The organism is Streptomyces sp. NPDC037273 (assembly GCF_055603625.1).
Window position 1 is genome coordinate 818709 of record NZ_JBVJVO010000002.1, and the last position, 12985, is coordinate 831693.

Annotated in this window: 13 protein-coding genes; 4 read left to right on the forward strand and 9 right to left on the reverse strand. The window is 73.3% G+C overall.

All coding sequences use genetic code 11. The features are described 5' to 3' along the window. Window position 1: 1 nt before the first annotated feature. From ACZ7G1_RS08915 to ACZ7G1_RS08925, 3 genes are read right to left on the reverse strand one after another with little or no spacing between them, the layout of a single operon-like run. Window positions 2-1180 (reverse strand): cytochrome P450 family protein, encoded by a 1179-nt coding sequence (locus tag ACZ7G1_RS08915; protein WP_470873388.1) that lies wholly within the window; start codon window positions 1178-1180, stop codon window positions 2-4. Beyond that, window positions 1180-1866, reverse strand: a complete 687-nt coding sequence (locus ACZ7G1_RS08920) for a response regulator transcription factor (RefSeq protein ID WP_470873387.1) — start codon at window positions 1864-1866, stop codon at window positions 1180-1182. Before ACZ7G1_RS08920 ends, ACZ7G1_RS08915 begins: the two co-directional genes overlap by 1 nt. Next, window positions 1863-3074 carry a sensor histidine kinase gene (locus ACZ7G1_RS08925; protein WP_470873386.1) on the reverse strand — a complete coding sequence of 404 codons (1212 nt, stop codon included), beginning with the start codon at window positions 3072-3074 and terminating at the stop codon, window positions 1863-1865. The genes ACZ7G1_RS08920 and ACZ7G1_RS08925 overlap by 4 nt, the downstream gene beginning before the upstream one ends. A gap of 146 nt (window positions 3075-3220) precedes the next feature. Between ACZ7G1_RS08925 and ACZ7G1_RS08930 the strand changes: the two genes are divergently transcribed. Continuing rightward, window positions 3221-3442 (forward strand): hypothetical protein, encoded by a 222-nt coding sequence (locus tag ACZ7G1_RS08930; protein ID WP_470873385.1) that lies wholly within the window; start codon window positions 3221-3223, stop codon window positions 3440-3442. A gap of 66 nt (window positions 3443-3508) precedes the next feature. On the opposite strand, the gene ACZ7G1_RS08935 is transcribed toward ACZ7G1_RS08930, so the two are convergent. Then, the gene (locus ACZ7G1_RS08935; RefSeq protein WP_470873383.1) at window positions 3509-4447 is read right to left on the reverse strand and encodes a DMT family transporter; all 939 of its coding nucleotides are present in this window, start codon (window positions 4445-4447) and stop codon (window positions 3509-3511) included. Between the two features lie 111 nt (window positions 4448-4558). Further along, window positions 4559-5167, reverse strand: a complete 609-nt coding sequence (locus ACZ7G1_RS08940; protein ID WP_470873382.1) for a dihydrofolate reductase family protein — start codon at window positions 5165-5167, stop codon at window positions 4559-4561. 183 nt (window positions 5168-5350) lie between these two features. Between ACZ7G1_RS08940 and ACZ7G1_RS08945 the strand changes: the two genes are divergently transcribed. Then, window positions 5351-6091: an SDR family oxidoreductase gene (locus ACZ7G1_RS08945; protein ID WP_470873380.1), complete on the forward strand. Its 741-nt coding sequence runs from the start codon at window positions 5351-5353 to the stop codon at window positions 6089-6091. A 149-nt stretch (window positions 6092-6240) separates the two neighbouring features. On the opposite strand, the gene alc is transcribed toward ACZ7G1_RS08945, so the two are convergent. Then, a complete protein-coding gene (gene alc, locus ACZ7G1_RS08950) occupies window positions 6241-7371 on the reverse strand; it encodes an allantoicase (RefSeq protein WP_470873379.1) in 1131 nt (376 codons plus the stop codon). Window position 7372: 1 nt separating this feature from the next. Further along, window positions 7373-8707 (reverse strand): allantoinase AllB, encoded by a 1335-nt coding sequence (allB, locus tag ACZ7G1_RS08955; RefSeq protein ID WP_470873377.1) that lies wholly within the window; start codon window positions 8705-8707, stop codon window positions 7373-7375. A gap of 329 nt (window positions 8708-9036) precedes the next feature. Between allB and ACZ7G1_RS08960 the strand changes: the two genes are divergently transcribed. Then, window positions 9037-9846, forward strand: coding sequence for an IclR family transcriptional regulator (locus ACZ7G1_RS08960; RefSeq protein WP_470873375.1), 810 nt, complete (start codon window positions 9037-9039; stop codon window positions 9844-9846). Window positions 9847-9915: 69 nt separating this feature from the next. Here ACZ7G1_RS08960 and ACZ7G1_RS08965 read toward each other — a convergent pair whose 3' ends face one another. Together ACZ7G1_RS08965 and ACZ7G1_RS08970 are read right to left on the reverse strand one after the other, a co-directional pair. Beyond that, window positions 9916-10596: an ABC transporter ATP-binding protein gene (locus ACZ7G1_RS08965; RefSeq protein ID WP_470880729.1), complete on the reverse strand. Its 681-nt coding sequence runs from the start codon at window positions 10594-10596 to the stop codon at window positions 9916-9918. Next, on the reverse strand, window positions 10593-11675 hold the full coding sequence (locus ACZ7G1_RS08970) for an ABC transporter permease (RefSeq protein ID WP_470880727.1): 1083 nt from the start codon (window positions 11673-11675) through the stop codon (window positions 10593-10595). The genes ACZ7G1_RS08965 and ACZ7G1_RS08970 overlap by 4 nt, the downstream gene beginning before the upstream one ends. Before the next feature lie 112 nt (window positions 11676-11787). On the opposite strand from ACZ7G1_RS08970, the gene ACZ7G1_RS08975 reads away from it, so the two are divergent. After that, window positions 11788-12972, forward strand: a complete 1185-nt coding sequence (locus ACZ7G1_RS08975) for a sensor histidine kinase (protein ID WP_470880726.1) — start codon at window positions 11788-11790, stop codon at window positions 12970-12972. Window positions 12973-12985 lie beyond the last annotated feature (13 nt).

Below are 12985 nucleotides of genomic sequence, written 5' to 3' on the forward strand. Positions count from 1 at the left end.
GTCACCAGCGGACCGGGAGGCCGCGGACGCCTCGCATGAGGAGGCCGGGGAGCCATTCCCAGGGCGCGCCCTCGGGGTCGAGTTCGAGGCGGGGGAAGCGGTCGAGGAGGGTGCGGAGGGCGATCCGGCCCTCCAGGCGGGCGAGCGGGGCGCCCAGGCAGTAGTGGATGCCGTGGCCGAAGGCGAGGTGGCCCCGGGTGTCGCGGCGGATGTCGAAGCGGTCGGGGTCGGGGAAGCGGGCGGGGTCGCGGTCGAGGGCGCCGATGCCGACGAGGACGCTCTGGCCCGCCGGGATGGTCGTGCCGGCGAGGGTGACGGGCTCCCGGGTGAAGCGGAAGGTGCCGGTCTCCACCGGTCCGTCGTAGCGCAGGGACTCCTCGATGGTGCCGTCGAGGAGGTCCGGGTCGGCGCGCAGGGCGGCGAGCTGCTCGGGGTGGGTGAGCAGGTTGCGGACGGTGTTGGAGATCAGGTTGACGGTGGTCTCGTGCCCCGCGATGAGCAACAGATAGGCCATGGCCCGGAGTTCGGGTCCGGAGAGCCGGTCGCCGTCCTCGGCGCGGGCGGCGATGAGGCCGGAGAGCAGGTCGTCGGCGGGTCCCGCCGCCCGCTTGTCCTCGATGAGCTCGTCGAGGTAGCCGCCGAAGCCTTCGAGGGCCTCCTGGATGCCCCGCTCGCCGGTCGGCACGACGAGCTCGTGCGACCAGTGCCGGAAGGTGTCGCGGTCCTCGGCGGGCACCCCGAGGAGTTCGCAGATGACGGTGATCGGCAGCGGGAACGCGTAGGCGTCGACGAGGTCGGCGCGGCCCGCCGGTTCCATCGCGTCGGCGAGTTCGTGGGTGAGCCGCTCGATGCGGGGCCGCAGGCTCTCGACCCTGCGGCCGGTGAACTCGGCCGTGACCAGGCGGCGCAGCCGGGTGTGGTCGGGGGCGTCCGCCGCGAGGAGGTGGACGCCGATGATGTCCTCCTCCGGCGGCCGTACGCCGATGACGGACGGGGACTTGGCGAGGCGCGGGTCGGCCAGGGCCGCGCGCCCCTCCTCGTGGCCGACGACCAGCCAGAACTGGTAGCCGTCCGGCATCCGTACCTCGTGCACGGGGCCGGCTTCACGGAGCTTCGCGTAGTAGGGGTACGGGTTCGCGGTGAAGTCCGCGCCGTACTCCCCCAGTTCGATGACGGACATCACGTCAGACTATCCGACTGGCCGTTCTCGTCCTGGTCCAGCAGACCGGCGTCGTGGACCAGGAGCGCGATCTGGACACGGTTGTTGAGGTCGAGTTTGGCGAGGATGCGGGAGACGTGGGCCTTGACCGTCGGGACGCCCATGTAGAGCTGGGCGGCGATCTCGGCGTTGGAGCGGCCGTGGCCGACGGCGACGGCCACTTCCCGTTCGCGGTCGGCGAGCCGGGCGAGGCGTTCGGCGGCGAGGACGTTCTTGGACTGTTCGGGGGCGCCGGCGACGTGACTCATGAGCTGGCGGGTGACGGCCGGGGAGAGAACCGGGTCGCCGGCGGCGACGCGGCGGACGGCGGCGACGATCTCGGCGGGCGCGGTGTCCTTGAGGACGAAGCCGGCGGCGCCGGCCCGCAGGGCGCGCAGCACCTGTTCGTCGGCGTGGAAGGTGGTCAGGACGACGACCTCGGGGGCGCCGGGCCGGGCGCGCAGGCGCTCGGTGGCGGTGAGCCCGTCCACCCGGGGCATCCGGATGTCCATCAGGACGACGTCCGGGGCGTGCCGGGCGACGAGTTCGGGGACGTCGGCGCCGTCGGCGCCCTCGCCGACGATCTCCAGGTCGTCGCCGCCGAGCATCAGGGTGAGGCCCGCGCGGACCAGGGGGTCGTCGTCGACGATGAGCAGCCGGATGGTCATGCGGGCCACGGTAGCCAGGCGTGCAGGGCGAACCCGCCCTCGGGGTCCGGTCCGTGGTCGAGCCGCCCGCCGGCGAGGGTGGCGCGTTCGGTGAGGCCGATGAGCCCCTGGCCCGAGCCGGGGACGTGCGGGACGGGGCCCGAGGGGGCCGGGTTGTGGACACCGATGGTGAGGCCCTCGCCGCGGCGGCCCCGGACGGTGACGGTGACCTTGGTTCCCGGCGCGTGCTTGCGGGCGTTGGTGAGGCCCTCCTGGGCGATGCGGTAGGCCGTGCGGCCGGTGGAGGCGGGGACGGCGGCGGGGTCGTCGACGCCGATGTCGAGGACGACGTCCGCACCGGCCTCGCGGGACTCGGCGGCGAGCGCGTCGAGGGTGACCAGGGTCGGCTGGGGCCGGTCGCCGTCCCCGTTCTCGCCGGGGGCCCGCAGGACGCCGATGATCTCGCGGAGGTCCTGGAGCGCCTCGTGGGCGCTGTCCCGGATGACCCCGGCGGCGCGGGCGATCTGCTCGGGCGGGGCGTCGGGCCGGAACTCCAGGGCGCCCGCGTGGACGCTCAGCAGGGTCAGCCGGTGGGCGAGCACGTCGTGCATCTCGCGGGCGATGGCCTCGCGGGCGAGCCGCTGGGCCTGCGCGGCCCGCAGTTCGGCCTCGGCCTCGGCGCGCCGGGCCCGCTCGCGCAGGGCCTCGACGAGCTGGCGCCGGGAGCGGACGAGCATGCCCCAGGCGGTGACGAGGAGGATGAGGACGAAGCCGAGGGCGAGCGCGACGCCGACGTTGATGGTCGGGTCGGGGCGGATGAACACCTGGACGACGGAGGCGGCGACGGCGAGCCCCCCGATCCACGCGACCTCGCGGAACGGGCGGCGTACGGCGACGCTGAACAGGCTCGCCAGGAGGGCGCCGGCCGCGACCGGGGCCACGACGCTCACCAGGGCGAGCGCGACGGCCAGCCCCACGGGCCACCGGCGGCGCAGCCAGAGGGCGCAGCAGGCGGCGGCGCCGGCGAGCTGGTCGAGGAGCGTGACGGTCTCGCTGGTGTACTGCGCGCTCGCGTCGGCGGCGAGCAGCCCGACGAACGCGGCGAGGAGGAACAGCGAGGTGTCGACGACCCAGTCGCGGGCGGTTCGGCGGGGCCGCGCCGCCCCGCTCCCGCCCGATGCGACCAGGTGGGAGGGGAACAGCCAGCGCTGCCGGTCCGTACGAGTCATATCCGCAATGTATGCGGACCTGGCGCCCCTCAGCCGGTACGAGGAGCCCGGACGCTACCGAAGTCGCGCGGGTCGATACTTCGGTAGGGGTTGCCGTGGACCCTCGGCGGACGCGGCCGGTCCCCCGCCCCGCTCATGATCGTTCCATGAAGCGATTTCTGGAGGTCACCGGTTTCCTGCTCACCGTCTTCGGCGTCTGCGGGGTGATCCGCGAGCTGACGGACGGCTGGTTCGGGCTGATGGGACTCACCCGTTTCCTCACCGACCACGTGTGGTTCCTGGAGGGACGGGAGGTGTTCGCCAACATCGTGATCGCGGTCCTCGGCCTGGTCATCATGATCGCGTCGGACCGCGTCCCGAAGTCCTGAACGCCGCGGCCGGGGCCGTACGGATCGACTCGCGTCCGCACGGCCCCGGCTCACGTCCGTACGGCCTCAGTTCGCGGTCGTCGCGTCGGCGGCGCGGCGGCCCCAGGTGGTGCCGGCCAGGACGAGGACCGCGCCCGCGAGTCCGAGGACGCCGGGGCGGTCGCCCGCGACGGCGATGCCGGCGGCGGCGGCCCAGAGCGGCTCCGTGCCGAGGAGGAGGCTGACCCGGGACGGGGAGGTGCGGCGGACCGCCCACATCTGCACGAAGAACGCGAAGAGCGTGCAGAAGACGGAGAGGAACAGCAGCCCGGCCCACTCGCGCGGCCCGAAGTCGAGCGCCACGGCCCAGGGCGAGGCCCCCGTGCCGGGGACGGCCGCGATGACCGCGAACACGGCGACGGCCGAGCCGAGCTGGACGGTCGTGAGGGACAACGAGTCCGCCGACTCGACGGCCTTGATCCGGGACATCGCGAGGACGTGCACCGTACGGGCGAGGGCGGCGAGCAGCATGAGCAGGTCACCGAGCGAGGGGGCGGTGAACCCACCGCCCTGGGTGAGCAGCACCACGCCCGCCACAGAGAGCGCGGCGGCGGCGAGGAAGGCGCGGGGCGGCCGACGGCTGGTGACGGCGGCCTCCGCCAGCGGCGTGAAGATCATCGTGAGGCTGATGATCAGGCCCGCGTTGGTGGCCGAGGTGTGGACGACCCCGTACGTCTCCAGGAGGAAGATCCCGCTGAGGATCAGTCCTAGCGTCGCCGCGCCCCGCCACTGGGCCGCGCTCAGCGCCCGCAGCCTGCGCCACCCGGCGGCCACGAGGACCGGCAGGACCACGGCGAACCGCAGCACGAGCACCGCGATGACGGTGTGGGTGGTCGTGATGCCCTTGGCCGCGAGGTAGCTGGCACCCCAGACCACGGCCACGAGCAGCACGGGCAGATCGGTGAGCCAGGCCCGGCGCGGGCCGTCGAGGGACACGGGTGCGGCGATCGCCGACGAAGCTGACATTGCTGCCGGTCTCCAACTGTCTGGGTGGGGTGGAGACTTCGACGGCTCACACTCGGAGCGATCACCGTACCCGGACGGGCCCGTGGCGGCTACACCTTTCCCCGGCCGGGATCAGTAGCTCCCATAGGCCGGGCGTCCGGCCAGCTCGTACGTGTGGAGCGCGACGCCCGCTCCCGTCACGCTCGCCTCGGTGAGCCGGAAGGCGGTGGGGCGGACCCCGTCGCCGAACAGCCGGCGCCCCGTCCCCAGGACCACGGGGAAGACGTGCAGGTGGAGGGTGTCGATGAGGTCGTGGTCGAGCAACGTCCTGGCGAGACCGGCGCTCCCGTGCATCTGGATCTCGCCGTCCACGCTCTCCTTCAGCGCGGCCACCTCCCGCACCACATCGCCCTTGAGCAGCGTGGTCCCCGCCCAGTCGGCGGTGTCCAGCGTGGTCGTGGCGACGTACTTCGGGAGGGCGTTGAGCTTGGTGGCGACCGGGTCGTCCGGGTCGGTGTGCCGGGGCCAGTAGCCCGCGAAGATGTCGTACGTGCGGCGGCCGAACAGGAACGCCGTCGGCCTGGCGAAGATCTCCGTGATCCGCCGCATGAAGTCCTCGTCGCCGTACGGCACGGACCAGCCGCCGTGCTCGAACCCGCCGTCGCGGTCCTCCTCGGGACCACCGGGCGCCTGGATCACGCCGTCGAGGGTGAGGAACTGGGTGAGGCTGAGGGTGGCCATGAGGGATGCCCTTTCTCTTCTCCGGACCATCGTGTCCCACCCCTTCCGACTCCACCGCCCGACGGAACTCATCGGTGCACGCGGCATCACCCGGCTCGGCGTCCGATTCGTGCCAGCGCCCCGGCGCCCCGCCGACTTTCATTGAACCCGCAACCAATTGGCACTTCTCACGGAGGTTTCGGGATGTCCACGATGAACGGCACGGCGGTCCTGGTGACGGGCGGCAGCCGCGGGATCGGCGCCGCCACGGCGGTACGGCTGGCCCGGGAAGGCGCCGACGTCGCCTTCACCTACGTCCAGGACGAGGCCCGCGCCAAGGAGGTCGCCGCGCGTATCGAGGCGACCGGCCGCAAGGCCCTGCCGCTGCGCGCCGACGCGGCCGACGCCGGCGACGCGGCGGGCGCGGTGGCCTGGGCGGCGGACGCCCTCGGCCGCCTCGACGTCCTGGTCAACAACGTCGGCGTCGGCGTCCTGGGCCCCTTGGAGGCCCTCACCCTCGCCGACGTCGACCGCGTCCTCGCCGTCAACGTCCGCTCGGCCTTCCTCGCCACCCAGGCGGCCGCCACCCGCCTCCCCGACGGCGGCCGGATCATCACGATCGGCACCTGCATGACCCAGCGGGTCCCCGGCCCCGGCGGAACGCTCTACACGATGAGCAAGGCGGCCCTCACCGGCCTGACGAAGGCACTGGCCAGGGAGCTCGGCGGGCGCGGCATCACGGCCAACATCGTCCACCCGGGCCCCACCGACACCGACATGAACCCGGCCGACGGCCCGTACGCCCAGAACCAGGCCGCCATGACCGCCCTCGGCCACTTCGGCACCCCTGAGGACGTCGCCTCCATGGTCGCCTTCCTCGCCGGCCCGGAAGGCCGCTACGTGACGGGCGCCGAGTTCTCGGTGGACGGCGGCCACGCGGCGTAACGCTCGAACGATCCCGGAAAAGGGTGCGCGAGGGCGCCACCGGTGCTGTCTTGCCGGTGGCGCCCTCGCGGGCCGGGCGGGGTGTCGTGCCCGCCCAGTTCAGGGGAGCCGGGGCACAGGGGGTGCGCCGGCTCGGGGAGGTCGGTGGCTCAGCCGCCGAGCTCCTGGTGGCGGGCGGTGAGGCGCGCCGTGCCGGCCTCCGTGAGGGAGCCGAAGAGGCGGAGGCGGGAGATGCCGCCGTCCGGGTAGATGTCGATGCGGACGCGGGAGCCGACGGCCGGGGTGTCGAGGACGAAGCGGTGGTTGGTGTCGGGCTGGAGGCGGGTGCGGGGCAGGATCTCGGTCCAGTCCTCGGAGCCCTCGGCGGCGACGGAGAGCGCGGCCCAGCCGGCGCTGTTGCCCTTGAGGTAGGCGGTGTCGATCTCGACGGCGCGGATCTCGGACTCGGCGACGAGCGCGTACCGGATCCAGTCGTTGCCCTTGTCGCGGCGGCGGCGGGTCTCCCAGCCGTCATCCATCTTGCGGGAGCGGCCCGGCTGGATGGTGTTGGTGGCGGGGGAGTAGAAGCGGTCGGAGGCGTCCTCGACCTGGCCGCCGTTCTCCAGGGCCGCGAGGTCGAAGGTGCCGAGCACACCGAGCCACGCAGGGTCGGGGGCGACCTCGCCGTACACGCGGAGGCGGGCGATGCCGCCGTCGGGGTGCTGGTTGACGCGCAGGTGCGTGAAGCGCTGCTCGACGTCGACGGCGAAGCCGTTGGCGGCGTGGCCGCCGACGGCGGTGCGCGGGACGAGCGTCGTCCACTTCACGTCGTCGGCGAGGAGCTCGTCGGGCGAGGGCGAGCCGGCGACGGAGGCGGCCTCGACGGAGACGGCCTGCGGGTAGTTGCCGCGGAAGTGGGCGGTGTCGACGACGATGCCGCGGACGACGCCGGGGGCGCCGAGGCGTACGAGGGCCCAGTCGTGGTCGTCCTCGGTGGGGTGCGGCTGCTGGGCGGAGACGCCACGGCGGCGGCGGGTCTCCCAGCCGTCCATGATCTTGCCCTTGTGGCCGAAGTGCTCGGGGTCGAACTCGGCGGCCTCGGGCTTGAGGAGGTTCTCGCGCTCGGCGAAGAACTCGTCGTTGGCGGCGATCACGCCCGCGCCGAGGCGCCGGTCGGCGAGGTCGGCGTACTGGGTGAAGGGGAAGTCGGCCGTCCGGTAGTCGGCGTACGGGTCGCCGCCGCCGTAGGGGCTGGCGTCACCGGTGAAGCTGGCCAGAGGAGATATACGCAGCGACGACACGTCAGTTGTTCCTTTCGAGGAGGCGGCCGGAGGGTTCGGCGAGGGTGCCGTGGTCGGCGATCCGCTCGCCGCGCAGCCAGGTGGAGGTCACGACGCCGCTGAGGGTCCTGCCGGCGTAGGCGGTGACGCGGTTGCGGTGGTGGAGCTCGGCCGGGTCGACGGTGAAGGTGGCGTCGGGGTCGAGGACGGCGAAGTCGGCGTCGCGGCCGGCCTCGATGGCGCCCTTGCGGCCCAGTCCGGCGAGGCGGGCGGGGGCCTCGGACATCCAGCGGACGACGTCGGTAAGGTCGAAGCCGCGGCGGCGGGCTTCGGTCCAGATGGCGGGCAGGCCGAGCTGGAGGGAGGAGATGCCGCCCCAGGAGGAGGCGAAGTCGGGGGTCTTGAGGTCCGCGGTGGACGGGGAGTGGTCGGAGACGATGCAGTCGATCGTGCCGTCCGCGAGCCCCTGCCACAGCGCGTCCTGGTTCGAGGCCTCGCGGATGGGCGGGCAGCACTTGAACTCGGTGGCGCCGTCCGGGATCTCCTCGGCGGTGAGCGTGAGGAAGTGCGGGCAGGACTCGACGGTGATCTTGACGCCCTCGGCCTTGGCGGCGGCGATGAGCGGCAGCGCGTCGGAGGAGGACAGGTGCAGGACGTGGACGCGGGCGTTGAGCCTGCGGGCCTGGTTGACCAGGTTCTCGATGGCGGTGTTCTCGGCGTCCCGGGGGCGGGAGGCGAGGAAGTCGGCGTACGCGCCGCCGGAGCGCTGGGGTGCGGCGTCGAGGTGGTGGGGGTCCTCGGCGTGCACGATCATCAGGCCGTCGAAGCCGGAGATCTCGGCGAGCGAGGTGGCCAGCTGCTCCTGGTCGAGGTGGGGGAACTCGTCGACGCCGGAGGGCGACAGGAAGCACTTGAAGCCGAAGACGCCGGCGTCGTGGAGGGGCCGCAGGTCCTTGACGTTGTCGGGCAGGGCGCCGCCCCAGAAGCCGACGTCGATGTGGGCCTTGCTGCGGGCGACCTCCTGCTTGACGCGGAGGTGCTCCACGGTGGTGGTCGGGGGCAGCGAGTTGAGCGGCATGTCGATCAGCGTGGTGATGCCGCCGGCGGCGGCCGCGCGGGTGGCGGTCCAGAAGCCTTCCCACTCGGTGCGGCCGGGGTCGTTCACGTGGACGTGGGTGTCGACGAGTCCGGGCAGGACGACGTCGTCGCCGACGTCCTCGAGCCGGGCCCCGGCGGGCACCTCGGCGTCGTAGGGCAGCACGGCCGCGATCGTCCCTCCGGAGACGGCGATCGACGCCGGGCGCGTCCCCTCGGGGGTGATGACGCGTGTCGAGCGCAGGACCAGGTTGACGTCCACCCGTACCCCTTCTTCAAGCACTTCGGGCTGAGAAAATTCAACGAACTGTTGAAGGAGTCTTCACTTCCGGACGACATGTCGTCAAGGGCACACTTCCAGCATCGGCCGTCGGCGAACCCGTCTTGGACGTTTCCACGAAGTGGAATGGAAATTCCGTACAGTAGAACGTAGCTCCGCACATGCGGGGCGGACCCGGAACCCGCCGGGCCCTCGACGACACCGGACAAACACCCCCTGACCGGCCCGTACGCCCGGCCCGTGACCATGTGCCCCGGCCGGTGGCCCGGTAGGCTGCTGCCTTGCCCGCCTGCCTCGAAAGGACCGTTGACGTGCCGACGTCCAGCGCCAGCACCACCGACGCCGCCAAGCCCTCCGCCGCGAGCGGTGGCGTCCAGTCCCTTGAGCGTGCCTTCGACCTCCTGGAGCGGATGGCCGACGCCGGGGGCGAGGTCGGGCTGAGCGAGCTCTCCGCCAGCAGCGGACTCCCGCTGCCCACCATCCACCGCCTGATGCGCACCCTGGTCGCCTGCGGCTACGTCCGCCAGCAGCCCAACCGACGGTACGCGCTCGGCCCCCGCCTCATCCGGCTCGGCGAGTCCTCCGCCCGCCTCCTCGGCACCTGGGCCCGCCCCTACCTGGCGCGGCTCGTCGAGGAGACCGGCGAGACGGCGAACATGGCCCTCCTCGACGGCGACGAGATCGTGTACGTGGCGCAGGTGCCGTCCAAGCACTCCATGCGCATGTTCACCGAGGTCGGCCGCCGCGTGCTGCCGCACTCGACCGGCGTCGGCAAGGCGCTCCTGGCGCACACCCCGGCGGACGAGGTGCGCGCGCTGCTCGCCCGTACCGGCATGCCGGCCGCCACCGAGAAGACCATCACCACCCCTGAGGGCTTCCTCGACGCGCTCGTCGCCGTCCGCGAGACCGGCTACGCCGTCGACGACAACGAGCAGGAGATAGGAGTCCGCTGCCTCGCGGTCTCCGTGCCGGACTCCCCCACCGCCGCGGCCATCTCCATCTCGGGCCCCGCGGGCCGCGTCACCGAGGCCGCGACCGAGAAGATCGTCCCGATCCTCCAGGAAGTCGCCCGCGAACTCTCCGCCGCCCTCGCCAACACCTCGGGCAACGGCCAGGGCTGAACCCCGCCGCACACGCCGCGAGGGCGCCCGGAACCGCACGGTTCCGGGCGCCCTCGCGTACGCCGGAGGTCAGGTCGTCACGGCCTCCGTCACCCTCCCGTCCCGCACCGTCACCGTGTGGTCCGTGCGGGCCAGGTGGGTGCGGTCGTGGGTGACCAGGACCGTCGCCGTACCGCGCTCGGCGGTCAGGGTGGCGAGGAGGTCCATGACCGCAGCGCCCCGCTCGTGGTCCAGGGCGCTGGTGGGCTCGTCGACGAGGAGCACGGACGGCTCGTTCATCAGGGCCCGGGCGATGTTGACGCGCTGGCGCTGGCCGCCGGACAGCTGGTGCGGCCGCCGGTGGGCCTGGTCGGCGAGGCCGACCGCGTCGAGGAGTTCGAGGGCCCGGCCCCGTACCGCCTTGGGCGGACGTCCCGACAGGTGGGCCATCACCTGGAGCTGCTCAGCCGCGCTGAGCGAGGGCAGCAGGTTCGGCTGCTGGAACACGATCCCGATGTGCTCGCGCCGCAGCTCCGCCTTGGCGGCCGGGCCGAGCGCGCCGGTGTCCGTACCGGCGACGACGACGCGGCCCTCGTCCGGGGTGACCAAGGTGGCGGCGACCGCGAGGAGGCTGGACTTGCCGGAGCCGGAGGGCCCGACGACGGCCGTGAGCGTGCCGGCGGGGACGTCGAGGGAGACGGCGTCGAGGGCGGTGAGCCGGCCGTCGCCGTCGGGGTAGGTGAGGGTGACGGCGTCGAGGACGAGACTCATCGGGCGCTCCCGAGGGCGGTGAGGGGGTCGACGGCGGTGATCCGCCGGATGGACAGCGCGGCGCCGAGGACACCGAGGACGACGATCACGGCGGCCGGTCCGAGCACCGTCAGCGGTTCCAGGACGAAGGGCACGTTCCCGCCGCTGACCAGCGCGCCGATGCCGACCGCGAGCCCGGTGCCGAGCAGCGTGCCCGCGGTGAGCATGAGCACGGCCTGGCCGAGCGCGTCCTTCAGGAGGTACGGGGTGGAGGCGCCGAGCGCCTTGAGGACGGCGACGTCACCGCTGCGCTGGATGGTCCAGACGGTGAAGAAGGCCCCTATGACGAGCGCCGAGATGGCGAACAGGAAGCCGCGCATCAGCTGGAGCGAACCGTTCTCGGCCTGGTAGGACCCTATGGCGGTGAGGGCGTCGTCGATCGTCCGCGCCTCCGTCCCGGCCGCCTTGTCGCCGGCCGCCCAGTCCGTGCCGCCGTCGCCCGCGCTCAGCGCGATGACGGTGGCCTGCTCCTGCGGGGTCGTGCCGCTGTGGCCGAGCTTCTGCCAGTCGTCGAGCGAGGTCCACACCACCGGGGTGTGGCTGTACGAGGCGTCGCCGGACACCGCGGCGACGGTGACCTCCAGCGGGCCGAGGCGCACGGCGTCGCCCGCCTTCACGCCCAGTTCCTCCGCGGCCGACTCCGACAGGACGACCTTGCCGGTGCCGGCGGGCGCGGGGGCGATACCCGCGTCGGGCTCCGTGCCGAAGGCGGAGACGGCGGCGGTGCGGTCACCGGCCGCGGCGTTGAGCGTACGGATGCCGATCGGGTCGGCCTCGGTCACACCGGGCTGCCCCGCCCACCGCTGCCACTGCTCCCGCGTCACCACCGAATTGGTGAACGAGACCGACTGCCCCGCGGGCGGCGCCGCGAAGGCCAGCCGGTCGGCGGGCAGCCCGGTGATCGCGGAGATGTTCTCCCGCGCGAGTCCGGCCGTCAGCCCCGACAGCAGCCCGACGAGCAGCGTGATCAGCACGATCACGGTCCCCATCAGCGCGAACCGCCCCTTGGCGAATCTCAGGTCTCTCCATGCCACGAACATGCTGACCAGGGTGGTCCGCGGGGTGCCCGGCGGGCATCGCGCCACGGATGGCTCCGCAATCAAACTTTCGGTTGAGTCCGGAATGTCGCCCGGTGTCTACCCTGAAGGAATCATGGACCCCCGCTCGTTGACCCCCGCCCTCCGCGCCCTGCGCCTCTGCCTGCACCTCCTCATGGCGGGCCTGCTCGTGCTCGCGGCGGTACGGGCGCACTCGGCCGCCGGTACGGCGATGGCGGTCGTCACGGGCGCGGTCTACGCCGCCGGGTCCTACCTGCCGTCCGTGCGGAGCTCCCAGCGGGCCGCCGCCCTCTGGCTCGGCGCCCTGGCCGCCTCGTGGCTCGTGCTGCTCCTCCTCACCCCGGAGGCGCTCTGGCTGGCCTTCCCGCTCTACTTCCTCCAGCTGCACCTGCTGCCCGTCCGCTGGTCCCTCCCGGCGGTCGCGCTCACGGCGGTCGCGGCGATCGTCTCGTACGTGGGCCACGGCGCCCCGCTCAATCCGGGCGTCTTCATCGGCCCGCTACTCGGCGGGGCCGTCGCCGTCGCGACCGTCCTCGGCTACCAGGCCCTCTACCGCGAGAGCGAGCGGCGGCGCCGGCTCATCGAGGAGCTGATCGAGACACGGGCCGAGCTCGCGGCGGCCGAACGCCACGCGGGCACCCTCGCCGAGCGCGAGCGCCTCGCCCGCGAGATCCACGACACCCTCGCGCAGGGCCTCTCCTCCATCCAGCTCCTGCTGCGCGCCGCCGAACGCGCGCTGCCCCCCGGCTCCCCCGCCGCCGGCCACATCGACGCCGCCCGCCGGGCCGCCCAGGACAACCTCGCCGAGGCCCGCCGCTTCGTCCGCGCCCTTTCTCCCCCCGACCTGGAGCACGGCTCCCTCGCCGCCGCCCTCGAAAGGCTCTGCGAACCGGGACGGCCGGGCCCTGGCACCCCCACGGCCGGCCCCCGGGTGCGCTTCACCATGAGCGGTACGCCGGTCGAACTGCCCACCCCGTACGAGGTGGCGCTGCTGCGGATCGCGCAGTCGGCGCTCGCGAACACGGTGCGCCACGCCTCGGCCTCACGGGCCGAGATCACCCTGTCCTTCATGGACGCCTCCGTCACCCTGGACGTCGTCGACGACGGCACCGGCTTCGAACCCGGCTCCGTCCGGCCCTCTTCCGACGCCGGTTTCGGCCTGCCCGCGATGCGCTCACGCGCCGAGTCCCTCGGTGGCACCTTCACCGTCGAGTCCGCGCCCGGCCAGGGCACCGCCGTCGCCGTCTCCCTCCCCCTCCCGGCTGGAGCCTCCGCATGACCCTCCGCCCCGC